This is a genomic window from Aliirhizobium sp. YIM B11859, assembly GCF_057163345.1.
This window is the reverse complement of record NZ_JBXHAY010000010.1, coordinates 91,020-115,085: the sequence shown is the minus strand read 5'-3', so window position 1 is coordinate 115,085 and position 24,066 is coordinate 91,020. Positions and strand designations below refer to the sequence as shown.

At 60.3% G+C, this 24,066-nt stretch carries 21 protein-coding genes; 11 read left to right on the top strand and 10 right to left on the bottom strand.

Going from position 1 to position 24,066, the window contains the following annotated elements:
* Positions 1-44: 44 nt before the first annotated feature.
* Positions 45-1,541, bottom strand: coding sequence for an amidase (locus tag AC2GXZ_RS27935; protein ID WP_483762519.1), 1,497 nt, complete (start codon positions 1,539-1,541; stop codon positions 45-47).
* 340 nt (positions 1,542-1,881) lie between these two features.
* Between AC2GXZ_RS27935 and ftsZ the strand changes: the two genes are divergently transcribed.
* Positions 1,882-2,856, top strand: a complete 975-nt coding sequence (gene ftsZ, locus AC2GXZ_RS27930; protein ID WP_483762518.1) for a cell division protein FtsZ — start codon at positions 1,882-1,884, stop codon at positions 2,854-2,856.
* 17 nt (positions 2,857-2,873) lie between these two features.
* Here the strand turns inward: ftsZ and AC2GXZ_RS27925 are convergent, their stop codons facing one another.
* Genes AC2GXZ_RS27925 through AC2GXZ_RS27915 form a run of 3 tightly spaced genes read right to left on the bottom strand, consistent with a single transcriptional unit; the run spans position 2,874 to position 7,094 of the window.
* A complete protein-coding gene (locus AC2GXZ_RS27925; protein WP_483762517.1) occupies positions 2,874-3,743 on the bottom strand; it encodes an alpha/beta hydrolase in 870 nt (289 codons plus the stop codon).
* Positions 3,731-4,846: an ABC transporter substrate-binding protein gene (locus AC2GXZ_RS27920; protein WP_483762516.1), complete on the bottom strand. Its 1,116-nt coding sequence runs from the start codon at positions 4,844-4,846 to the stop codon at positions 3,731-3,733. Before AC2GXZ_RS27920 ends, AC2GXZ_RS27925 begins: the two co-directional genes overlap by 13 nt.
* 10 nt (positions 4,847-4,856) lie before the next feature.
* Positions 4,857-7,094, bottom strand: coding sequence for a TonB-dependent siderophore receptor (locus tag AC2GXZ_RS27915; protein WP_483762515.1), 2,238 nt, complete (start codon positions 7,092-7,094; stop codon positions 4,857-4,859).
* A 186-nt stretch (positions 7,095-7,280) separates the two neighbouring features.
* Between AC2GXZ_RS27915 and AC2GXZ_RS27910 the strand changes: the two genes are divergently transcribed.
* Complete coding sequence (locus tag AC2GXZ_RS27910; RefSeq protein ID WP_483762514.1) at positions 7,281-8,258, top strand: helix-turn-helix domain-containing protein; 978 nt, start codon at positions 7,281-7,283, stop codon at positions 8,256-8,258.
* A gap of 51 nt (positions 8,259-8,309) precedes the next feature.
* Here the strand turns inward: AC2GXZ_RS27910 and AC2GXZ_RS27905 are convergent, their stop codons facing one another.
* A complete protein-coding gene (locus AC2GXZ_RS27905) occupies positions 8,310-9,887 on the bottom strand; it encodes a hypothetical protein (RefSeq protein WP_483762513.1) in 1,578 nt (525 codons plus the stop codon).
* A 272-nt stretch (positions 9,888-10,159) separates the two neighbouring features.
* Between AC2GXZ_RS27905 and AC2GXZ_RS27900 the strand changes: the two genes are divergently transcribed.
* The 8 genes from AC2GXZ_RS27900 (at position 10,160) to AC2GXZ_RS27865 (ending at position 17,578) form a co-directional block, all read left to right on the top strand.
* Entirely contained in the window at positions 10,160-10,912 is a 753-nt protein-coding gene (locus tag AC2GXZ_RS27900; RefSeq protein WP_483762512.1) for an NTP transferase domain-containing protein, read from the top strand.
* A gap of 1 nt (position 10,913) precedes the next feature.
* The gene (locus tag AC2GXZ_RS27895) at positions 10,914-11,297 is read left to right on the top strand and encodes a hypothetical protein (protein WP_483762511.1); all 384 of its coding nucleotides are present in this window, start codon (positions 10,914-10,916) and stop codon (positions 11,295-11,297) included.
* The gene (locus AC2GXZ_RS27890) at positions 11,294-11,965 is read left to right on the top strand and encodes a phosphocholine cytidylyltransferase family protein (RefSeq protein WP_483762510.1); all 672 of its coding nucleotides are present in this window, start codon (positions 11,294-11,296) and stop codon (positions 11,963-11,965) included. The genes AC2GXZ_RS27895 and AC2GXZ_RS27890 overlap by 4 nt, the downstream gene beginning before the upstream one ends.
* Positions 11,962-13,215: a DUF711 family protein gene (locus AC2GXZ_RS27885; RefSeq protein ID WP_483762509.1), complete on the top strand. Its 1,254-nt coding sequence runs from the start codon at positions 11,962-11,964 to the stop codon at positions 13,213-13,215. The genes AC2GXZ_RS27890 and AC2GXZ_RS27885 overlap by 4 nt, the downstream gene beginning before the upstream one ends.
* Before the next feature lie 10 nt (positions 13,216-13,225).
* Positions 13,226-13,927 carry a class I SAM-dependent methyltransferase gene (locus AC2GXZ_RS27880; protein WP_483762508.1) on the top strand — a complete coding sequence of 234 codons (702 nt, stop codon included), beginning with the start codon at positions 13,226-13,228 and terminating at the stop codon, positions 13,925-13,927.
* A 1-nt stretch (position 13,928) separates the two neighbouring features.
* A complete protein-coding gene (locus AC2GXZ_RS27875; protein ID WP_483762507.1) occupies positions 13,929-14,696 on the top strand; it encodes an aspartate/glutamate racemase family protein in 768 nt (255 codons plus the stop codon).
* 471 nt (positions 14,697-15,167) lie between these two features.
* The gene (locus tag AC2GXZ_RS27870) at positions 15,168-16,298 is read left to right on the top strand and encodes a tyrosine-type recombinase/integrase (protein ID WP_483762506.1); all 1,131 of its coding nucleotides are present in this window, start codon (positions 15,168-15,170) and stop codon (positions 16,296-16,298) included.
* 113 nt (positions 16,299-16,411) lie between these two features.
* Positions 16,412-17,578, top strand: coding sequence for an ATP-binding protein (locus tag AC2GXZ_RS27865; protein ID WP_483762505.1), 1,167 nt, complete (start codon positions 16,412-16,414; stop codon positions 17,576-17,578).
* A 17-nt stretch (positions 17,579-17,595) separates the two neighbouring features.
* Here the strand turns inward: AC2GXZ_RS27865 and AC2GXZ_RS27860 are convergent, their stop codons facing one another.
* From AC2GXZ_RS27860 to repA, 4 genes are all read right to left on the bottom strand, one after another.
* On the bottom strand, positions 17,596-18,390 hold the full coding sequence (locus AC2GXZ_RS27860) for a phosphodiester glycosidase family protein (protein WP_483762504.1): 795 nt from the start codon (positions 18,388-18,390) through the stop codon (positions 17,596-17,598).
* A 107-nt stretch (positions 18,391-18,497) separates the two neighbouring features.
* Positions 18,498-19,715, bottom strand: a complete 1,218-nt coding sequence (gene repC / locus AC2GXZ_RS27855) for a plasmid replication protein RepC (RefSeq protein WP_483762503.1) — start codon at positions 19,713-19,715, stop codon at positions 18,498-18,500.
* A gap of 160 nt (positions 19,716-19,875) precedes the next feature.
* Positions 19,876-20,859 (bottom strand): plasmid partitioning protein RepB, encoded by a 984-nt coding sequence (repB, locus tag AC2GXZ_RS27850; protein ID WP_483762502.1) that lies wholly within the window; start codon positions 20,857-20,859, stop codon positions 19,876-19,878.
* A 75-nt stretch (positions 20,860-20,934) separates the two neighbouring features.
* The gene (gene repA, locus AC2GXZ_RS27845) at positions 20,935-22,131 is read right to left on the bottom strand and encodes a plasmid partitioning protein RepA (protein ID WP_483762501.1); all 1,197 of its coding nucleotides are present in this window, start codon (positions 22,129-22,131) and stop codon (positions 20,935-20,937) included.
* Between the two features lie 549 nt (positions 22,132-22,680).
* Here repA and AC2GXZ_RS27840 point away from each other — a divergent pair.
* Positions 22,681-22,881, top strand: a complete 201-nt coding sequence (locus AC2GXZ_RS27840; RefSeq protein WP_483762500.1) for a hypothetical protein — start codon at positions 22,681-22,683, stop codon at positions 22,879-22,881.
* A 132-nt stretch (positions 22,882-23,013) separates the two neighbouring features.
* Here the strand turns inward: AC2GXZ_RS27840 and AC2GXZ_RS27835 are convergent, their stop codons facing one another.
* A complete protein-coding gene (locus AC2GXZ_RS27835) occupies positions 23,014-24,018 on the bottom strand; it encodes a LacI family DNA-binding transcriptional regulator (RefSeq protein ID WP_483762499.1) in 1,005 nt (334 codons plus the stop codon).
* Positions 24,019-24,066 lie beyond the last annotated feature (48 nt).

The window sequence follows — 24,066 nt, the reverse complement described above, 5'->3', positions numbered from 1 at the left end:
TTCGCCGGAAAGCGCACAAGGCTGAAACGGATCGCCGATGGCAATTACCAGTCCGGCATGAACCCTGGAATGTCCTTGATCGGGGAAGAGGCGGCCAGTTTGGCGAGATCGACCTCAGGTACGCTAAGGTCCGCATCGCCGGCCAGCAGCGCCTCGACAGCGGCCGCCATGCGCAACACGCCCAGATCGTCATGACGCCGACCGACGATCTGCAAGCCGAAGGGCATGCCCATGGCGTCACGCCCGACCGGTATGGTGATCGACGGATGCCCGGCAAGCGTCGAGGCATAGGCCATGGCGAGCCAGTGGTAATAACTTTTGGTCTGCTTGCCGTCGATCTCGGTCGGATAAAGTTCGTGCCAATCGCGCGGGCTGATCGTCACCGCCGGGCAAAGGACGAAATCCCAGTCATCATAGAAACGCTGCCAGTTGCGGTAATAAGTGGTCTGGGCGGCCAGCACGTCATAGACATCCTGCACGCCATAGGTAAACGCCTCCTCGATATTGGCCTTCACGTTAGGCCCGATCTTGTCGGCATCGTTAGCAAGATAACGGGCATGACCGACGAAGCCGACCGCACGCAGAACCGAAAAGATCCGGTCGGCATCATCCGAGACGGGATGCCTCGCATCCGACCTGCCGAAATAGGGGGCGATTTTTGCAGCGATCTTGCGGAAGGCATCGCGCACGACCGTCTCCGTCGGAGCAAAACCGAAATCCTCGGTAAAAGCGACGCGCTGCTTCTTCAGATTGAGCGGCGCCGGATCGGCGAAATCGGCGGGGTTCCATGCGGTCCTGCCATCGACCACGATCGTATAGGGATCGAGCCGGTCCGGCCGCGCAAGGATCGACAGCATCAGGCCGAGATCGGCGACATTGCGGGCCATTGGACCACTGGTCGACAGCGGGAAAAGTCCGATGGCGCGCAGATCGCCCGGCACCACGCCCGGCGACGGCCGATAACCGACGACACCGCAGAAGGCCGCCGGATTGCGCAGGCTGCCGCCCAGATCCGAGCCGGTGGCAAGCGGCGTCATGCGCGCGGCAAGCACGGCCGCCGACCCGCCGGAAGAGCCGGCAGCACTTTTGGTCGGATCATGCGGGTTTCCGGTCGCGCCATAGACCTTGTTGATCGTGTTGGCGCCGGCGCTCCAGTCGGGATTGTTGGTCTTGCCGAGCGGCATGGCACCGGCGGCCCGCATCGCGGTGACCATCGCGTCATCCGTGGTGGCAATATTGTCCCGATAGATTTCCGAGCCGAAGGTCGTCGGCAGGCCGGTAACGTCGATCATGTCCTTGACGCCGAATGTCACCCCATGCAGGACCCCGAGCGGTTCGCCCGCCATCACCTTCTGCTCGGCAAGCTTCGCCTCGTCGAGAAGCCGGTCGAAATTGCTGGCGACGACGGCATTGATCGCGTGATCGAGCGCTTCAACCCGCTCGATGCTGGCCTTTGCCATTTCCACCGGCGACAGCGCTCTTGCGGCGACCAGCCTTGCGGCTTCCTTGGCTGTCAGATCGGCGGGGTGAGACTTCGTCATGGGCATTCTCCAATTGCGTCCATCAGGGAGGGCGAGGTTTCCCGCGCCGGCCGGGTGAGTGTGGTCGAAAACATGGTATCGCCATTTTGTCGATTGTCGAACAACTTATCGGCCGATCCACATTCGATCGATTCACGGGCTTGCATGACCATCAGACAAAGTGGGTGAACCGGCCTTTCGACGCGGCAAAAGAGCGGCGGCACAACGTTTATGCACAAAGATGACGCTTGAGATCTATCGTGCAGGATTACTCCTAGTTTCCGACACGTTGGACAGATACCCTCGCGCGCGATTCGTCGTCTGACCCAGGACGACAGGTGACAGCCGTAAGGAGACGACGATGGCGGATATCAAGAGCGGACTTATCGAATTGAAGCCGCAGATCACCGTGATCGGCGTCGGCGGCGGTGGCGGCAACGCGATCAACAACATGATCGCGGAAAACCTGCGCGGCGTTGAATTCGTCGCCGCAAACACCGACGCCCAGGTTCTCGCCACCTCCAAGGCATCGCGACGCATCCAGCTCGGCACGCAGGTGACGGAAGGCCTCGGCGCCGGCTCGCTGCCGGATGTCGGTCGGGCAGCCGCGGAAGAATCGCTCGACGAGATCATGGACCACCTCGCCGGTTCGCATATGTGCTTCGTTACCGCCGGCATGGGCGGTGGCACGGGAACGGGTGCGGCACCCGTGATCGCCCAGGCCGCCCGCTCTGCGGGCATCCTGACGGTCGCCGTCGTCACCAAGCCCTTTACCTTCGAAGGCCAGCGCCGGATGAAGACCGCCAACGAAGGCATCGAGGCGCTGCGCGATGCGGCCGACACCGTCATCGTCATTCCCAACCAGAACCTCTTCCGCATCGCCGATGCCAAGACCAGCTTTGCCGATGCCTTCATGTTCGCCGACCGGGTGCTTTATTCCGGCGTCGGCTGCATTACAGACCTGATCGTCAAGGAAGGCCTGATCAATCTCGACTTCGCCGACGTCAAGTCGGTCATGCGCGGCATGGGACCTGCAATGATGGGCACCGGCGAGGCATCCGGCGATGGCCGTGCGCTGGCCGCCGCCGAAGCTGCCGTCGCCAACCCGCTTCTCGACGAAATCTCGATGAAGGGCGCAAGAGGCGTCTTGATTTCGATCTCCGGCGGATCGGACATGACGCTGTTTGAAGTCGACGAGGCGGCAAGCCGGATCCGCGACGAAGTGGAAGCGGATGCCGATATCGTCGTTGGCGCGATCTTCGATCCCAATCTCGACGGGAAGTTCCGCGTCTCGGTGGTTGCCGCCGGGCTCAGCGGCGGCCGGCAGCCGATCTGATCTTAAGACGGCAGGGATTATCGCGGCTGGATGAAGCGGAGTGCCCGACAGAGGAAGGTCGGGACGATAGTCGCATGGTCTTCCTCATCGCCGAGTTCGAAACGGATACGCCCGCCATCACCGAGCAATCCGCCAAGCCTTGCTGAAAGGTCACGGGCACTGTCCACCATCCGGCGACCTTCGCGCACCGCCAGATAGTCCTCGCTTTCCGCGTGAGCGGCCTGCCACGGCGAAGTTTCCTGCTCGTAGCGCCCGACCGCAATATAGAGCCTGGATTTTCCGGCCGTCAGAGCGCCGGCCTCAAACCTTTGCCACAGCCCCTCCCCGTCCCACCACAAGGACGGGCTGAAACCCGCATAACCACAAAACAGATCCGGATGTTGTGCTGCCACTTCCAGGGCGAAATAACCGGCCAGCGAATGGCCGAGCAGCAGGCGTTGCTGCGGATCGGAAGGGAAACGCTTCTCGATCAGCGGCAGAAGGCGGCGGGTGATGAAATCGATGAAATCGGCCTGCCCGCCATTGGGGGGAATGACATCCTGCTCGCCGCTTCCGGCCGGCCCTTCAAGGGTGAAGTCGACATAACGCCGATCGAGGTCGTAGGCAGCGGTATTGGGATATCCGATCCCGACGACGATCGCCGGATGAATGCCGGTCGCTTCCGGTCGCCGCGTGACCCGGCGCATGATCTCGGAAACCGCGACGAAATCGGCATTGCCGTCCAGCATGTAGACGGTCGGAAAGCCCGATGGCGGGACATCGCCTTTCGGAACGGAGACGAAGATCTGGTAGGCACGCTGCCCGTCATCCGTCACCATATCGAATGTCGTGATGTCCGGCAGACAGAGCCCGGCGCCGTTCTTCGGATAATTGTCTATCGAGTCCAATATCGTCCCTCCAGTGGAACCGCCACCATCCGGTTCATCTCCTGCATCGTTTCCCCCGGATCGAGATCGGAGAAAATTTCCGGCCAGCACCATTTTGCAAGCAGTTCCAGCGCGATGATATCGAGCGGCGAGTTGAACAGTTGCTGCGAAAGGCCATGAGACGCTTCGGGTTTCAGTTCGAGCGCGGCGATGCCCGGCCGTTCAGTCAGCGCCTTAAGCGACGCCGCCGTCTGCGCCTCCTCGAAACCCGGCCCGATCAGAAGGCCGCCGCGATCCCTCATGTAAAGGCCGCCTGTGGCGACATAGACATCCGGCCTTGCGGTGATCAGATATTCCAGATCGAGCTTGCCCGCAGGCCGGTCGCCAAGGACATGGCCGACATTATCGACGCCGATCAGGCGGAGAAATGTGCCGATGCCCGCATCTCCCGGCGAATTGCAGCACGCCTCACGCGTCGATGCGTGAGGCTCCATCAGCACGACCGGTTTCGCCCGGCCGGCAAGACCGGGCGACCGCGCCGATCCTTTTGCCTCGTCCAGGCGCTTTTCGATACGTCGCCGCACGCTCTGGCGCAGCGAAACGATCCGCTGCGCCTCGGCATCGCGGCCGATCGCCTTGCCGATGATCTGCAGGCTGCGATCGGTGTTTTCGAGCGGATCCGTCTGGAAATCGACGAAGATCACGGCAATGCCGTTTTTCCTGATCTGGTCGAGCTGCATCTCGCTGACATGCGAGGCGGTCGAGAGGAACAGGACATCCGGATCGACGCCGAGGATCTGCTCGACATTCATTTCCTGCGCGTTACTGGCAAGGCGCGGACGTGTTTCGATCGCCGGGAATTTCCGCCGATAGGCATCATAGATCTCGCGGCCCATGCGGTCGACGTCATGCGGCCAGGCCGCCACCAGCCCGACCGGGTCATCGGTCAGGAAGGACATGGCAAGGATCGTGCGCCCGTCATCAACCGCAACGCGATGGGCCGGCTCTTTCAGCGCCACGATGTTGCCCCTGATGTCGTTGACGAGGATATCGGCTCTTGCGCTTGCGGCGAAGAGGACGGTCGCGACGATCGTGATCAGCAGGGACAACGGGCGGTGGTTCATCGGTTCTGCCTCACCATTTGTAGGACGCGGTCGCCATCACCACACGGCCCGTGCCGAGGAAGCATTGATAGGCCGAGGCGCAGGCGGAAACATAGTCCTTGTCGAACAGGTTCGTCGCGTTGACCGCCAGTTCGAGCCCTTTCAGCTTCGGATCGGAATGACCGAAATCATAACTGACCGAGGCATCGAACAGCGTGTAGGCGGGTACTTTCATGGCGCGGGTATTGGCCGCATCGCCGTTGGTGGAGCCCATATAGCGGACACCTGCGCCGATATTCAGGCCTTCCAGGGCGCCCTCACCGACCGTGTAATCCGCCCAGAGGCTGGCCATGTGTTCCGGTGCACCGGTCGGTGTCTTGCCGAGTGTGGTTGCGACATTGCTCTTGGTCACCTCGACATCCGCATAGGTATAGGCGGCGCTCAGGTTGAGCCCCTCCGTCAGGGCGAATTTGGCGCCCAGTTCGACGCCGCGCGAACGAACCTCGCCGGTCTGCGTCTGGCAGGTTGTCGAGCTGCAGCCCGTCACCGCCGTGCTGGTGCTCGTATGCACGGTATCGGTGGTCAGCACGTTCTGCTGGGTCAGGTCGTAAAGGGCGGCGGTGAAGATGCCGTCGAACCCGTCCGGCTGATATTTCACGCCGATTTCATATTGTTCGGATGTGGTCGGCTCGAAAGGCGTGCCGCCATAACCGGTACCCATTGTGGGGTCGAACGAGGTCGCATAGCTGGCATAGGGTGCGATGCCGTTGTCGAACTCGTAAAGCACCCCGGCCTTCCAGGTGAAGGCGTGATCGCGTGTCTTGGTCTCCTTCGAGGCGCCGGTCGAAAACGTCGTCGTTTCGCTGTCGATCGACGACCAGTCATTGCGGCCGGCCAGCACGAAATGCCAGTTGTCTATGCTCATCTGGTCCTGGACATAGATACCGGTCTGGGTGCGAACCTGATCCTGCCGGCCGGTAAAGGCGATATCGGGTGCGCTCTCATAAACCGGGTTCAGGTAGCTGATATAGGTCGTTGCCCCCGTGCCGTATCTGGATTGGGCATCGACCCGCTGATAGTCGAGGCCGAACAGCATCTTGTGCTCCAGCGCACCGGTATCGAAGTCGGCCTCCGCCTGATTGTCGATCGCCAGCGCGTTGAACTGCTCGACATAATGGGTCGACTGGCGGCCAAGGCACAGATAGGCGACGCCGCCGCAGCTTGCCGCCGAAGCCCAGGCATTGGCATTCGGCACCACGGAATAGGCCTTGAATTCGCTTTCGCTATGCATGAAGCGGGCGTTCTGGCGAACCGTCCAGACATCATCCAGATGATGTTCGAACTCGTAACCGACGGTCGACTGGGTGCGGCTGAACGTGTTGTAGTTCGGGTTGCCGCTGAAGAAGTCGGTGGGGATCTGGCCGTTCGGGTTCTTCTGCAGCGTTCCGAGCGCCGGCATCCAGTTGGTCAGCGCGGCATTCGGATCGCGGGTATAACTTGCCTTGACCGTCAGCGTCGTGTCCTCGTCCGGCGACCAGGTAACCGATGGGGCGATCGCCACCCGCTTGCTGTCGGAACTGTCGAAGCCGAGATCGTAAAGCCGCCCGACACCCGTCACCCGGTAGAGAAGATCACCCTCCTCATCCACCGGCCCGGTGAAATCGAAGCCGGTTTCGGCGCGCCCGTCATTGCCGAAACGGGTGAAGACCTCGTTTGCGGCTTGCTTTTGCGGCGCCTTACTCACGAGATTGACCAGACCGCCCGGATTGCCGGACCCGTAGAGGACCGAAGCAGGTCCGCGCATGATCTCGATGCGGTCGAGGAAGAAGGGATCGACGGAGGGGACGTTGTAGTTGATGCCGCTCGGCAGCTTCAGCCCGTCCCAGTAATGCACATAGTTGGCGCTGCCGCCGAAACCGCCGAAGCCGCGGATGAAGATGCTGTCGAACCGGTCGCCGGGGCGCGAGCCGGTGGTGACGCCTGGCTCGTAGCGCAAGGCACTGGAAACGCTGGTCGCGCCCTGTTTGCTGGCCTGTTCCGCCGTGACCACGCTGGTCGATTGCGGCGTCTCGATGATCGCCGTCGCCGTCTTCGTACCGGCCCGGGCGCGCTTGGCGACCGGCCCCTTGTCGGCGTCCGGCGCGGTTCCATCCGAATTCAGAACGATCGGTTTCAGCGCGGTGGACGACTGTTCCTGCGCCGCAGCGCCCGTTGCCATGATCAGAACGACCGAGCTCAACAGTCCGGTCACAAATGCAGGTCTCTTCATCGTCCCTCTCGCCATTTCGTCGCATACGGCCAGCACATAAACATGATGGCGCTTGTCATGTTTACGGTTTATAGCCATCCCTATATCTGAGGCCATCGCAAACATGTTTGCAAAAACGCCATATGCATTTGCGGCAGATGCGGCGCTTCCGGTCTTGGGCGGGTCTTGGTCGGAAAGGGCGTGGCAATGAGCAGGATGTTGAAGGCGAACGAGTTCTTCGGTCACTTGCAGGCCACGAACGAAGCATTCAGGGTGTTCGACAGCAATGTCGGCGCCAATGAAGACCTGATGAAGGGCTCGTTCCGGCGCACGACGGTGCGACGCGGCCTGACCTTCCATTATTCGGATATGACCAGCCTGCGCGATTTCACCACCAAGACCGAAGCTCAGCCGCATCTTGGTATCAAGCTGTTCTTCCAGGGCGGGATCGCCGCCCGGATCGGCAATCTCGACATCCCGATGCCCGTTCAACAGCGTGGCGGCACATGGACACCGTCGGCGACATTGTTTCACCAGCGGGAACATGAGGTTTTTGCCCGCCATGCAGGTGCCGGCGACAGAACCCGCAAGCTGACCATCAAGATCATGCCGGAATGGCTGGAAAGCGGCGACGTTTTTGCCGGCGGCGAAGCTGTCGGGCTTCAACGATTTACCCAGCAGAAGCTTGCCGCCCGCTCATGGAACCCCAGCCGGGCACTTCTGGCGCTGGCCGAACAGCTGATCAATCCGCCGGCCTTCGAGCCGCTTCTGGCAAAACTCTATATGGAGAGCCGGATCATCGGCGTCGTTGCGGAAGCTTTCGGCCTGTTATCCGAAGATGCCTCGGCGGGCGAACGGGCCGCACTCAGCCTGGCGGAACGCAAACGCCTGCAACGCGCCGAGGAACTGCTGCTCGATTGCAAATCCCTGGCCTCGATCGAGACCGTCGCCGCCAGCACCGGCGTCAGCGTCAACACCCTGCAGCGGCTGTTCCAGGCCGCCTACGGCACCAGCGTTTTCAACTACATCCGCGATCGCAGGCTGGAACAGGCGCGGCTGGCGCTCGAAACCGAAAGCCTGCCGATCGCCCAGGCAGCCTATATTGCCGGATATACGAGTGCCGCCAACTTCTCCACCGCTTTCAAGCGCCGCTACGGCTTCACGCCCAAGCAGTGCCGCAGGTAGCGGGCAGCCGTTCGAACCGATCGGCTGCCATCGACGGAAAACAATCTCCGGTTAAGCGGAGATCGCCTTTTCCTCGACGCCAAGCCCTTCGGCGATGGCATCGACGATCACCTCCACCGAAGGCCGCTTGTTCGGGAACATAACGTCGCGCAGCCGCGCGCGGGCCTCGTCGTGGCCCAGCGGTTTGCCGGCCGCATAGGCCCGCAACACCTGCTCGATCTCGCTCATATTGGTGACGGTATCGGCGCATTCGACCGATAGTTCGCCTAGGTGGTTCAACGGCACGTGGTCCTGGGAGTCGATGAAAACCAGCGGCTTGTCGAAAAGCTGGTACTCGGTCAGGAAGGACAGGCCATCCGTCAGCATCAAGTCTGATGCGGCGAACAGTTCGGCATATTGGCCGGTAAATATCGTGCAGTTCGGAAGGGCCAACCAGCGGCGGCGGAATTCGTCGAAATCCGCCTGCGACACCAGTCTGTGGGCGATCATCAGCGAGAACAGCGCCGGATGCGGCTTCAGCACGAACTGCATGTCTTGATTACGCTCGGCCAGGCGCAGCATGTCTATGTAGATTTTGTGGAAGACACCAAAGCCCAGCCATGTCTTGCCCAGAGAGTGGTGCGGTGCCCAGATTACCCGGTAAGCCTTTTCACCGGTATCGGCGATCGGCCAGCTGCCATGGCCAATGGATTTCATCAGCCGCTCATGTTTCGGATAACCGGACAGCACGAACTTGCTCGGATCCGAATGGCGGAAACTCTGGAAATAGGCTCTGGTCTGCTCCGTCTCGCAGAAGATGCGCCATGCAGACCGGTGATAGGGTTGGTCGAAGGCCATCGGCGAGACAAGCTGCGTCTGTTCTGCCGGGTTGAACTTCTGCACGATGGACATGCCGTAGGGAACGACGCACAGGCGCGTGAATGCAAGCTCGGACGTGCTGAAAGCCGGTGGATAGTCATTGTCCCAATGAGACTGACGGAAGATCACATCCGGGGCGAGATTTCGCAACACGCCCTGCGCTTCGGCAAGATTCTGCGTCCCGAGCCGCAGATGTTCGATGCCGAGTTCGCTGAGCTTGCTGCTGACGACATCCTCGCCGCCATAACCGACGTCGCCCGGAAATTTGCGATTGATGCTGACGACGACAGGCTCGAAACGAGCATCCGCACGCATGGCCTCGTAGATGTCGATCTGCGCATCCCAGGATTCTATCATATGGACAAGAAACACGCAGCGGACCTTGCCACCCGTCGCCGGCAGCTTGCGCAATCCCACCTGGACCAGTTGCTGCAGCCCACGGAACTGTTCGGCGGAGGATTTGGCGGTAGCTGCGCTCAGTTCCCGCAAGCCGCTTGAAACCGCTTCGGCCACTTTGACGTTTGACTGGACCAGTTCGTTTGCCTTGACTACGGCCGCTTCGGCGGTCGCCTGGATCCGCTTGCCGCCGGCTTGCTGCCCTTCCAGAACGTCTTCGCGAAATCGAACGAGAAAGTTCACCATTTCCAGCATGAGGTCGTCATTGGTCTGCTGACGCTCGACAAGCGAAGCGACTTTGGCCGACAGATCGTCGATCTTTTGCTCTATCGCCTTCATGGGATCCGAAGAAATAACGCCGGTAGAGTTGTCCATCACGAGCCTTCAATTGGGTATTGCACGAGCCTTGAACGGGAGTGCTGGAAATCCTACCCCCGACGTCTTGCACCAAACTGACGTGGCATGATTGGCAACGGGCGCGCAAAGCCGAATGCAACCCGAGCTGGTCCCTTGCGGGACAACCTGCAGTTTGGCGAGATCATCCAAACCACCACAAGAAGCTTAGTCAGCCTGGGAAAAGATTAAGGTGCAAATCATGACGGGATTTATAGATTCCGGAGTGCCGACATGGCCGTGAGTTGCCTGGTATGAATATCGTCTTTCTTGCGGCCGGCCGCGGCAGCCGGTTGTCCGAGCTCACCGGGGAAACGCACAAGTCGCTTCTGCCCGTGGCGGGAAAGCCCGCCTTGGAGCACATTCTGGACATAGCGGTGGCGGCAAAGCCACGCGACGTGGTGATCGTCACTGGTTATCGCAGTGTCGACATAGAAGAGTTCGTCCGTGCCACGTATGGCACGACTGTGCGCACGGTCTTCAACGAGCGATATGCGGACGATACCAACATCCTGTCGACCGATATCGGTGTGGATGGGCTCGATGCGCCGCAAAACGGCTATCAGATCGTCGAGACGGATATCGTCATGCAGGCCTCCGGCTGGCAGCGGGTTTTCAGGGGTGAACGGACGGCGTCGGAATGGTCTACGCGAGGCCGGTACAACCGCGACCTGACAGGCGGCGCGCTGAAGGCCAATCCGGACGGACAGATCGAGGAAATCATCTACGCTCCGAAATATGACGAACGATGCGAAGGCTGGTCGAAGCTTCTCGGCACGCTTTACGTCGGCAGTCAGGAAGTCGAGGCAGACCGGCGTATCCGCAAGCAGGCGATCGGCAGGACGATCGCACAATATTACATGACCCCGTGGGTGGAAAATCTTGGCTCGCTTCCCTGCCGCGAGCTCAATCTCAGCGCGTTCTTTGCAGCGTCCTACAATGACGTCGAGGCATACCGCAACGCCAGCCACCAGTATGAAGCAGTGACAGCAGGACATAGAGGATAGGATGAAGGTCGAACTCGTCGAGGTCGAAAGCCTCAAGCATATCGAGGGTTACAGCAAGCGTCGCGTCGAGTGGCTGAAGGAGAAGGTCCTGAACGAACAGGTCTGGAACAAGCCGCTTGCCCTGGACGACCAGCATGCTCTCGTCATGGATGGCCAGCACCGCATGGAAGTGGCGCGTGCGCTTGGTCTCAAGCGCGTTCCGGCCGTCAAGTTCAGCTATGCCGAAGTCGAGATCTGGAGCCTGCGCCCGGGGAAATACGAATTCGACTGGAAGATGGTCACCGAACGGGCACTGAGCGGCGACATCTATCCCTACAAGACGGTGAAGCATCGTTTCCCGACTGACCTGCCGGCCATCAGCTACAGCCTGGACGACCTGCGATGAGCGGTGCAGAGCGTGCGATCATTCTGGCGGCAGGACGTGGCCACCAGCTTGACGGTTACACCAAGGTCCTGATCCGTCACCCCATAACCGGCAAGACCATCCTCGATCACGCCATCGACGCTTTTGCCGGCAAGCAGATCACCGTGGTCGTCGGTTTCCGCGCGGTCCAGATCATGGAACAGTATCCGCAGCTGGACTATGTCGTGAACTACGACTGGGCGCTCACCAACAATGCGATGAGCCTCGGTCTGGCACTCGATGAACGACCGACATATGTGGTCTCGGGCGACGTGTTCTTCGATCGTCCGTTGATCGAAAAGCTCGATGCCGCGCCCGCCGACCTGGCACTGACGGAAGCGCGTGAAAACCGAACGCTCACCGCCATCCACTGCATGCTGCGCGAGGATGGAACGATCGCGGAAACCTATCAGGGTGCCGTGCGCAATCCGCGCCATCCGGAAGCCATCAGCCTGTTCAAGATCAGCGACCAGGACCTTCTGGATCGCTGGAAGAAGATGTGCGTTCGCCACGGCAATCTGTTTGTCGGCCAGACCCTGCCTTGCGACGGCGCGCCGATCGCCTCCGTGGCGGTCGAGGACCATCCCTTCGTCGAGATCAATACGCCCGGCGACTATCTCAACTTCATGGAATGGTGCCGAAAGAAATGATCAGATCGCTAACGATAGGCATCCCGGTCGGAGAGAAATCGCCCGCCGAACTCGAAGAGGGTGCAAAGGCGCTGGTTGGTGTCGCCAGGGAAATCCTCGGCGAGGCGAATGTCATGCCGCGCACGATACGGTATACTCTTCCGGCGGTCGGCATCGAGGGTGAAGACGAAGGCACGATCCTTTCCACCCTGCGCTGGATCGACAATCTGGCGACGGAAACCGATGTGCGCTGGTTCTGCCTGCCGTTCAACTTCCTCGAGGAAGGACCGCGGCGCCAGCGACTGGCGACCGCGCTCGATATCGTCACCCGTTTTCCGCGCCTGTTCATGAACCTGATCGTGGCGGACGAGCACAAGCTTTCCGTGCCGGCGGTCAACGATGTTGCCGCACTGGTCACGCGCATCGCCCGCAAGAGCAATAACGGCTTCGACAATTTCCGTGTTGGCGCATCCTGTGGCTGCCCGGCCAATTCGCCCTTTTTTCCATTCTCGCGGCATGAGGGCAAGGATATCGCCTTCAGCTTCGCGCTGGAGACGACCGGCATCGCGCTTGCCGTGGTGCAGGAACTGGGCATCGCACCTGCAATTGACACGTTCCGCGATCGTTTTGTCGAAAGGCTGAGCGAGGCACTCGGCAGGATCGATCAGCTCGGCCAGCAGATCGCCGAGCGGACGGGGACCGTCTATAAGGGCCTGGATGCTTCGCTTGCGCCTTTTCCGGACGGCGAAATGTCGGTTGCGGCACTGATCGAGCACCTGCTCGGCGCGCCGGTCGGCAGTCACGGCAGCGTGTTCATCACAGGCGTCCTTACCGATGCGATCCGCACCTCCTTGCGCAACAGCGATGCACTGAGTGTCGGTTTCAACGGCGTGATGTATTCGCTGATGGAAGACAATGCACTTGCGTCCGCCAACAGCCGCCGCAACGTCAATATCGATGCGCTGGTCTCCCTGTCGGCCGTTTGCGGTTGCGGGGTGGATATGGTTCCGATCAGCGGCAACAGTTTCCCGGAAGAAATCGCCGGATTGATGCTCGACATCGCACAGATGGCGCTGTCGCTGCACAAGCCGCTTGGCATACGCGTGCTGCCGATCCCGAACAAGCAGCCCAACGAATTCACTGAATTCAATCTCGACTTCCTCTGCGACAGCCGCGTCGTTTCCCTTCAGGCGCATGACCGGAAACTGGCAACATCGGCCCATTCGCTCAGCCTCCTGTCTCCACGCTTTTCCGATCTAACCGTCAACTGAGGTGCGAAACATGCTCGATAAGGACAAAGTCAAGCGATTCTGGGATGATCGGGCATCGACCTTCCAGTCCGTGGCATTTGAAAGCATCGTCAATCTCGAGCAGGACAAGCAGAATCTTGAGTTGAAGATCGACCGCGAGACCGAAAAGGTCTTTGCATGGCTTGGTGATGTCGGCGGCAAGTCGGTCCTCGATCTCGGGGCCGGTGTCGGCCAGTGGACGTTCCGCTTCATTGCGCGCGGCGGCCTCAATGTCACCGCCGTCGAATATTCCGGTCCGCTCGCCGAACTTGGCAGGCAGGAAGCCATCCGCCAGGGTGCCGAAAGTGTCGAGTTCGTCGTCTCTCCGGCAGAGGATTTCGTTGCGGATCGAAGCTACGACATCGTCTTCATATCCGGCCTGTTCGTCTATCTGAATGACGATCAGGCGGACGCGCTGATGCGCAACCTCTCCAAGGCCTGTCACTCGAACTCGATCATCCTGCTTCGCGACGGAACCGGCATTGTCGGCCGCCACGAGATCAACGACAGGCTTTCGGAACACCTGCAGTCAAACTATTCGGCGACCTATCGTACGCGCGAGCAATATGTCGATCTGTTCGCCGCAGCCGGTTTCAGCATCGAGCGTGACGAGAACATGTTCGAGGAAGGCTCGCCCTTGAACAAATATCCGGAGACGCGCCTGCGCATCTACCGGTTCAAGCCGGAAGTCTGAGATGCCGAAGATCCTGCCCCTCGGTGGCGAGGTCTCCTGGCCGGAAGATGAAGGTGTGCTCGGTGTGATCGGAGTTGCCCCATGGGCGACCATCGAGTTCCTGCGCGCGTTCTACGCCCTCATCCCCGCGACCAAAGACTGGCACTATCCGCGCGTGCTGACCGACACCAACACAAAGCTGCCGAGCCGCGGGCGATATTTTCAGCTCGGGGAACGCGACCCGTCGCCATTCATTGCTGAAACGATCCGGGAAATGGCGGATATGGGCGCCACCGCGATCGTGCTGCCTTGCAACACCGCGCACCTGCTCTACGATCGCTGGGCGGCAGAGACGCCTGTGCCGGTCCCGCATATCGTTAACGAGACGGTGGCTCTCGCAAGCCGTCACCAGGCTTCGCTGGTCACCGCCCTCACCTCCACGTCGCTGGCGAATTTTGATCTTTACGGCCGAGAAATCGAAAAACAGGGCATGGCCTGCTATCGGCTTGCGAGCGAGGATCAAGCGCTGATCTCCAGCGTGCTGGAAGAGGTCAAGGTACACAGCTCTGTCGGCGCCGACAGCCTGGAAAAGCTCGACCACTTGTGGGCGAAGTTGCACGCGGCCGGGGTCGATACGGTGCTGCTTGGCTGCACCGAACTTTCAACCCTCATTCCGCATTTCGCAAGCCATGGCCTGAAAGTCTACGATTCCAACCACGCGCTTGCCGCGGCAGCCTTGAGGTTGATAATGGCGGATCAGCAATTGCCGCGTCTAGCCCGACAGGCCTGAACGCCGCTCTCGATTGCCTCCCGCCATCCCACGCCATCCTGGATTTCATTGTCCCCGGTGGCGACCGGCTCGCCATCGTTTCGAGTTCTTATCTCGGGCATGGTGTTGATTGTCGCATTGACGACCCATGGCACGGTCACATGTGATGAGCCGAAAGCCGAGCGCCGAGCGCCGGCAGGCGAGCCATGGCGGCTCGGCCTAAACAAGATCATCGAGTGATTTCAGCGTGATACCGGCTGCAAACGTGGCATCTCCATCGTTGATGCCACGACCCGGCGGCAACGCCCGGTCTGGCAAATGAACTCACCATGCAGGCATGGGAGAAGGCATGCCCCGCGCAAATCCATGCCGGGCAGCGTAAGTTCTATGTGCGGTATTGACCGCTTATATCGCAATTAACCGCACCACCAGTCGATTATCAAAAATGTCCGATAATCTTGCATTATCGGACATTATGCTCATTATAAAGGAATGGCCCAGATCATCGAGCAGAACAGCGAAATTCACGTCGGGAAGAGGTCCGATCCGTCTGAGGATAGGGCACTGGCGGATGATATTTCCGCGGCGCGGTTGTCGACGCAAGCGGCCTCCTCCACGGTGTCCGAACCGGCCATCACACATCTGGTCGGCCTCGCCGATCGTGCACGCGGTTATGTCGAGGCCGCCAGTTCCGCCAATACGCGAAAGGCCTATGCTTCCGACTGGAAACATTTTTCCGCCTGGTGCCGACGCTCCGGCCTTTCCACTCTCCCCCCCCATCCACCGACTGTCGGTCTCTACATCACCGCCTGCGCGTCGGGCGCCGTCGAGCGCGGCGCAAGACCGAATTCTGTGTCCACAATCGAGCGGCGCCTGTCATCCCTGTCCTGGAACTATGCGCAGCGCGGTGGAGACACTCTCGACCGCAAGGATCGCCACATTGCTACCGTGATGGCCGGTATCCGCAACAGCCATGCCAGGCCGCCGGCGCAGAAGGAAGCGGTGATGGCAGATGATATCATCGCGATGATCGAGACACTCGATCGCGGTTCGCTGCGCGGGCTGCGCGATCGTGCCATGCTGCTGATCGGTTTTGCCGGTGGTCTTCGTCGCTCGGAAATCGTCGGTCTCGATCTGAAACCTGACCAGACGGAAGACGGGCGCGGCTGGATCGAGATTGTCGACAAGGGCATGCTCCTCAGCCTGCGCGGCAAGACCGGATGGCGCGAGGTCGAGATCGGTCGCGGTTCCTCCGCTGCCACCTGCCCGGTTGCGGCAGTCGAGACCTGGATCAAGTTTGCCAGGCTCGGCCATGGTCCCCTCTTCCGCCGGGTGACGGCAAAGGGAAAATCCGTCGGGCCGGAACGGCTGAACGACAAGGAGATTGCCCGTCTCGTCAAGCGGGCCGCGATTGCTGCCGGCGTGCGCGGCGATCTCAGCGAAGTCGAGCGGGCGATGAAATTCTCCGGCCACTCGTTGCGTGCCGGCCTTGCCTCTTCCGCGGAGGTCGATGAGCGGTACGTGCAGAAGCAGCTCGGCCATGCTTCTGCCGAAATGACCCGCAGATATCAGAGACGACGCGACCGCTTCCGCGTTAATCTCACCAAGGCGTCCGGGCTTTAACCCCCTCCCCTGCCGATCAGACATCGTGACAGGCGACAAAACTAGGCCCAAGATTCCTGGCCTGGGTCTCGATTATCCTTGTAATTCTGGAATACAACTCCATAAATGCAAGGATGATAACGCGAAGAATTGAACCCCAGCTTGCCGAACTGCTCGGCTCCAGCTCCGCCGTTGCGCTTCTCGGGCCACGGCAGGTGGGAAAAACGACCATCGCCCTGGAGATCGCCGAACAGCGTCCGGCAATCTATCTCGATCTGGAATCGGATGCAGATCGCGCCAAGCTCGCGGAGCCGGAACTCTATCTTGGCCAGCATGACGACAAGCTGGTCATTCTCGATGAGGTGCAGCGGCTGCCGAACCTGTTCCAGAACCTGCGCGGACTGATCGACCGTGCCCGTCGCGTTGGGCGCCGCAACGGCCAGTTCCTGCTGCTCGGTTCCGCCTCTATCGATCTGTTGAAACAATCGGGTGAAACACTCGCCGGCCGTATCGCCTATCTCGAAATGCATCCGGTCGACGGGTTGGAGATCGAACGCGATCGGCTTGACAGCCTATGGCTGCGCGGTGGTTTCCCCGACAGCTTTCTTGCCCCCGACGACCGCGCCAGCCTGCGCTGGCGGCAGGATTTCATCCGCACCTATCTGGAACGGGATATTCCCCAGCTCGGGCCGAGAATCCCGGCTGAGACGCTCCGCCGGTTCTGGACGATGCTGGCCCATCACCAGTCCGGCCTTTTGAATGCGGCCGATCTCGCCCGCTCGCTGGGTGTCGACGGAAAGACGGTCGCCTCCTATCTCGATCTTCTCGTCGATCTCCTGCTCGTGCGGCGCCTCCAGCCCTGGCATGCCAATGCCGGAAAGCGGCTGGTCAAATCGCCGAAAATCTACGTTCGCGACAGTGGCATCGCCCATGCGCTTCTCGGGATCGGTACCGGCGAACAGTTGCTCGGCCATCCCATTGCCGGTGCAAGCTGGGAGGCATTTGTCATCGAGACGATGATTGCCGCTGCCCCGCAAGGCACGCAAGCCCATTTCTATCGCAGTTCCGCCGGCGCCGAGATCGACCTGCTGCTCACGCCCCCCGGCGGACGTCCGCTGGCGATCGAGATCAAGCGAAGCCTCACGCCGAAACTCGAGAAGGGATTTTATCTCGCCTGCGAGGATCTGCAGCCGGAAAAACGCATCGTCATCTATCCGGGGCAGGAAACCTATCCGCTGAAAAGTGACGTGACGGTCATGTCTCTTTCCGCTGCCGGCCAGATGCTGACCAGATTGAACTGATTTCTTGGCTCCCTGCCCTATTCGACCAGCCCGAATATCGGACCGTAACCGCCATGCCAGGACCAGTCGGCACGGCCCATTGCAGGTTCGAAAAGACCGGCCCCATGGCCGCCGTCGAGAAACAGTGCGTCACGGCATTTCAGCCCATCGCGGAACAAACGGGCGAAATCGTAGAAATTGACGTCGTCTTCGCTGATCGCAAAACGGACGATACCACCATCGCATACGCCCACGCCGCTGCGTCTTGTGCGATCCGTCGATCCGGCAATCAGCGCCGGATGGAGTTCGCCATCGATGACCAGCATCGGCCCGGACTGGGTGGCGAAACGTGGCTCGCCCTGCCCGGGTTCGGCTCTCTGCCGCAGATACGCATCGGTCGGCAGAATATGGCCGCCCTTCTGGTCGAGAAAAAAGATGCCATTCGGCTTTTTATAGAAATTCGGGATCGAAGCCGGTTTGCCTTTGACCTCGCGGGTGTTTGGCGGGAGTAATTGCCGGCCGTTTTCGACATAGAGGCCGACAGGGATAAAATCATCCGAATACATGCCGGCATTGAGTGCGAAGACGAGCCTCTTGCCCTCGGCCGCGACGGCATCATTCAGCCTAGCGAAACTCCGGAACGGCTTATCCGAACCGTCCTTCCAGAACAGCCGGAGGTCGGCCTTTTCAACCGTGACAGTGCAGACGATGAAACCTGTCCCGTCGAAGCGCTGACGCTCGCAGGGTGAGGCCAGATCGGAAGTCTGCGCAAAAGCCGGCGCGGCAAACATTGCCGCTGCTGCAAAAGCCAGATGTTTCAGCCTGATCGCCATAACCCAGCACCTTTCTCGATTGCCATCATACCGTAAAACCACCTAAATCACCGAATTCTTTGAAGAAAATAAGGCTTTTGACTGCGGTCAACGGCATTCCGGCCTCCTCATCCCGCCCGTTTGGAGGTTTCGCCGGCATTGGCGCGCATCAACGCCATCAACATCGGCCCGAGCGAAAATTCGCCGCGCCGCGCCCTCGATGTCAGATCCCGCAGATACCCCCCGGCCGAGGTGATATGCCCGGCGCGCTCCAGGATACAGGCCATCGCGACGGCGGCATTTTCCGGCCCCATCACCTCGCAGGCTTCCTGATAGGCGGACGGGCTGACCCCGAGCATCGAGCGCACCACCACGGCAGCCGCCATCAACTCGCGCCAATGGGCGATTTCGCCGCCGGTGGCATAGTCGATAATCTGCGGGCAGCCTCGCAACACCATGTTCAGCGGGAAAGCCTTCAGCGTTTCGCTCTGCCGGACCTTGGTTGGCTGTGCCATTTCGCCCTGCTCTTCTTCTGAGCGAGGTTCAAGATCATGGATGGATTCGGGTTTTGAATTCTGTATGTGACGCCCGTTTTGAACATCATTGCCATCTGTTTTTTGTGTTTTAACCTGCAGTTCCAACCGATTGACGATCTCGTCGCGCAGCAGACCCATTTCGTCGAGGATGGCTTCGACGTTTTCGCGGCTCGGCGAGCGCGGAAGGCGGGCGATCAGAGCGATGTAAAACTCCTCCATCATGCCCCAGTCGCCTTCTGCCCCTTCTTCTATCGCAGCCGTCAGCAGCTTGCGGACGTCGCGACGGCAAAGCGTCAGGGCTTCCTTGGCGCGTTTGAAGCGGGTCCGTTCGGCTGCCACATGCTGGGCAAGGCCCGCAAGTTCGGCGGCACGCGACAGAAGTGGTTCGAGATCGAAACCGAAGGCGTCCTCGATCTGGCCGGAATTGTCGCGATGGGCGTAACGTTTGCCGTTCGGGCTGTCGCGGCGGTGGATAAGACCGGCCTCAACCAGGGCTGCGAGATGGCGCCGCAGCGTCGTGCCCGCGATGCCATGGGCACGAACGGAGAGCTGCGCATTCGACGGGAAAACGACAAGCTTGTCGCCGGCCGACAATTCGTTGCTCGGATAAAAGGTCAGCAGTGCATCGAGAACCGCAAGGGCACGATCCTGCAGGCCGAGCAGCTGCCGCGATTCGGCAATGTCGCGGAAGACTTTCCACTTCTCGACGGGACGCTCGGACCGGTCGCCGGTCGATTGAAGCTGTCCTTTCACCAGGGCAAGCGTCATCGGCCGCCGCCCGAAAGGCGTCGTCACATGTCCAGTTCGCATCTCTCACTTCACCTTTCTTCAGGCAAAAGAAATACGCTCACCAAAACGATGCCAAACACTCTTGACTGTGATTCGTGGAAATGCGATTCTTCAGGTGCTTAATCAGAGAGAAGCTTCCACGACGGAAACGTTTTGGGGGCTTTTTTCTTTTGGTCGATTGTCAGTCCTTGCTCATGGCTCGACGATACGCGGCATAAAGCTCGTCGAGACTGTCTGCGATGAATTCTCCGAAACCGACGGCATCTTTGGCCTTCAGGGCCAGCGTGTAATTCTTGCCGTCATTGCGTATGTCAGCCGACACCGCCTTTGAACCAGCCTTGTCCTTCGGAACCCATTTCGACCGCTTCGGCGACTTGGCGTAACCAACGATCTTCTTGCGGGTCAGGGCGTCGACGACGAAGGCAAAACGCGCATCGCCATTGAGGCCGGAAAGGTCGGTCCCGGCCAGAACCTCGCGCAGCTTTTCCAGATTGGCCGGTTTTTCCAGCAGCAGCTTCAGCTCGTACCAGCGGTCGCGGCCGGGCGACCTGGCGCCGCCGATCGCCTCGAGAATGTCGTAGGGCATGTTGGCGACCGACATCATCTTGGAAAGCGTCGCCTTGTCGATCGACAGGGCCGCCAGGACGGTGGCGCTGTCCGCGTCATAATGCAGTTCCGACAGCCGGCGGGCAAAGGTCGCCTTCTCGATGAAGGAAAGGTCGGCGCGGGCGGAATTTTCCTGCCCCTGGGCAATCACGTGTTCGCGGTCCGAGATCGGCTTGACCACGGCGCGGACATTGCGGCCAAGCGCCTCCACGGCTTTAAGGCGCCGGTGGCCAAACACCACCATGTAACGGCCATCCTGCTTGGGGTGAGGGCGCACCAGGATCGGGCTCGTCTGGCCATGTTCGCGGATTGCTGCAACCAGGTCGTCGAATGCCTGCAGATCGTCCTCAAGACGATCGCGGATGAAGGAGCCGTCGATGACGGAGGGGGAAAGCTCGACGACCGTCTCGCCTTCCAGCATTTTGTCGGCACGCTCCGCCAATTCGTCGATCGATGAGATGATAGAGCGGGAGGCACCCTTGACGGTATAATCGAGCGCTACGCCGTTATCGACCCGCTCTTCGTTCATCAGGTTGGCAAAAGGGTTTTTACGCGCCATGCGAGCCTCCCTCTTCTGTCCCCATCCTATTGGCGGAGTTGGAGAATTTACGCGTTTTGACGGCAGTCAACGGCATCACATCCTCCCCCAGGCACGATGGATAAGCCCCTGGATCTCGAAATTGACGCCGTCCATGCATTCGATGGCGCGATCATAGGTGCCGCGGGTGAAATTGGTGCGCTCGACCTCGTAAAGCGTCTGCTTGGTCAGGCCGGCATCGGAGATCGCCGTCGATTTCACCATCGGATGCTTGAGGATTTCCTCGGCCAGCATCGATTGCATGAAACCAAGCATCTGCGCCTGCGGCACGTCGGTCGGCTCGTAGCGGGTGATCAGATATCGCAACCAGTCCATCTCGACATTGGCGCCGGCGCGCTTGATCGTCTTGGTGATGTTGCCGAGCATCAGCAGGAACTGGCTCATCGACATCAGGTCGAGCATCTGCGGATGGACGGTGATCAGCACCGAGGTTGCAGCCGTCAGCGCCGTCAGCGTCAGGTAGCCGAGCTGCGGAGGGCAATCGACGACGACCACGTCGTAACGATCCTCGACATCCTGCAACGCCTTGCCGAGACGGGTGAAGAACCGCTTGCCCTCGCTGGAGGTCTGCATCGACAGCGGCGTGTCGTATTCGTATTCCTGCAGTTCCAGATTGGCCGGGATGATATCGAGGTCGGGGAAATTGGTCTGCTGGATGATATCGGCGATCGACTTCCTCTCGTCGTCATACCGGATCGCGTCATAGAGCGACGGGTTCTTGTCGAGTTCCGGTTGGAAACCGTGCAGGGCAGACAAAGATGCCTGCGGGTCGAGATCGATGGCGAGCACACGGTGGCCGGTCAGCGCCAGGTGCTGGGCAAGGTGGGCCGTCGTCGTCGTCTTGCCGGAGCCGCCCTTGAAGTTGACGACGGCGATCACCTGCAGCTTGTCATTGCCCTTGCGCTGCGGGACATATTTCTTGGCATCCGACTTGCCGGTCTTGTCGAGGAAGAAACGCAATTCGCGCATCTGCTCGCCGGTATAAAAACGGCGGCCGCCGCTCGAGGTCGTCGGGATCGGGCCCTTGCCTTCCAGATGCAGCCGTTTCAGATTGTTGGGGCTGACGCCGAGATAATGCGCAACTTCCGCCATCGAAAACATGCGCAACGTCTTCTTCGCATTCGGCGGAAACTTTTCCATCCGAAGCTGGTCGAGCCGACGGGAGATCTCCGCACCTTGCAGCAGGATCTTCTCGTCGAATTCGAAAGACGGCAATTTCGAAGTGGCGTTCATGTAGGAACCATTCTGGCGATAAAATACAAATTTCCGGAGAACTGCCGCCAGTATCGGCGATTCTCGTCTGCTGACAAGGAATTTTTGGTAAATCCTTCCTTAATCCAATGGAATCGGATTCCGAGGCATTCATTCTATCTATCTGAAATTGCTATGATTTACTCACCACGCCGTTGGCGGATCGAGTGTCATCCACTGAGCGTGGCAGCGCTCTCAGATGAAATGTAGGCCGCTGTTGCCCACCGCCTGGTGATAACCACTCAAAGAATCACCGCCCGATTCGCCAGGCTTGCGCATCGGGCTTGCCGGCAGGGGAGGGCGGAAACTTCAAGTCGCCACATGCCGCGCAGATCAGAGGTGAGCATGCCGGAAACAGGTCGTGCTGCCATCAAATGCAGTCGAAATGTCGCGGCAAAAAATTGACGACGGTTCAGTCCAAGGCATTTTACCCGGTTGCCAGACACGTTTTTCTATTTTAGAATCATTCTAATATTTATGAGTTCAGGGCTCAGGTTTTGATCCCTGGCATTGCGAAGAAGGAGAACCACAATGTCCAAAGATACATCCTGCAAGGTCTGCTCGTTCTATGAAGACCACGTCGTGAACGCCGGTTCGGCTCCGGCTGACGCCGGTCTCTGTCGTTTCAACCCGCCGGTCACGCAGCCGGCGGCCGATGCACGCGGCTTCTGGCCGGTGGTTTCCGCTGACGACTGGTGCGGCCAGTTCGAGGATGAAGCTCAGGCTGCCTGATCGGCCGGTTTCAATCACGACCTTGGAGGCGGGCGACAAGCCCGCCTTTTTCATGTCCGCCTACACAGCGCGCGGCCAAGGCGTCGGAAGGGGAGGGGAGGGCCCCTGCGGCGATGAGACCCGCATCAGCCATTATCGAATTGCCGGAGGTGCCGTCGACCTGCGCACGATGAGAGGAGACTCGACGATGCGGAATGTCCTGCCACCCTCCGGCTCGGATAGCAGCCCTTCCATCAGGTCAATCGCGGCCGCCGCATGGGACCCTGCATCCTGCCTCACCGTCGTCAGCGATATTGTCTCCGTGCCCGAAGCCGGAATGTCGTCGAAACCGAGGACGGACATATCCTGCGGCACGCTTGTGCCGCGCCGTCTCAACTCGTTGATCGCACCGATGGCCGTCAGGTCGTTGTCGGCGAAGATCGCCGTCGGCCTCTCGGCGGTGTCGAGCAAGGTTGCCACGCCGAGCCGCCCCGAATCGATGTCATGCGTGCCGGGTACTTCCAGTAGCGGCAGGTTCGCTTCAGCCATGGCACGCCGGTAACCGCGCTTTCGCTCATCAGCACCCGGCTTGCTGCCGCCCTCTATATGGGCAATGCGGCGATGGCCGAGGTCTATCAGGTGCCGCATGGCGCGCATGCTGGCCGCCTCGTCGTCGGCGCTCACCGAGGAGACGTCGAGATCCTGCAGAAGGCGGCCCATAAAAACGCTCGGAAGTGCCTTGGCGAGAGATATGATCGCCTCATCGCTATCCGGCGTCGAAATCAGGAAAACCCCTTGCGCCCGCATCGACAAAAGCCGGTCGCTTTCGCGCAGAACGGCCTCGTCATTGATCGCCCGTAGCGAAACGATCGAATCAAAGCCGTTGGCGGCCAGACGTTCATCGAGAGCCTGAGCCAACAGCATGTGAAACGGATTGAGCGGCTCGCCGATGACGATCCCGACACTGCGCGACTGCGCCGATGCAAGCGTTCGTGCCGCCAGATTGGGTCGATAACCGAGGCTGCGCGCTGCCACCTCCGCGGTTTCGCGCGTCGCCGGCGTGACGCCCGGATCGCCTCTCAGCGCCCGCGAGACCTGCGCCCGCGACAGGCCCGCCGCCCGCGCGACATCCTCAAGGGTAACCGCACCCTTTTTCATCGACACCTCCAGATTGCCACCCGTTCTAGGAGAAAGTCGCAATGCGGG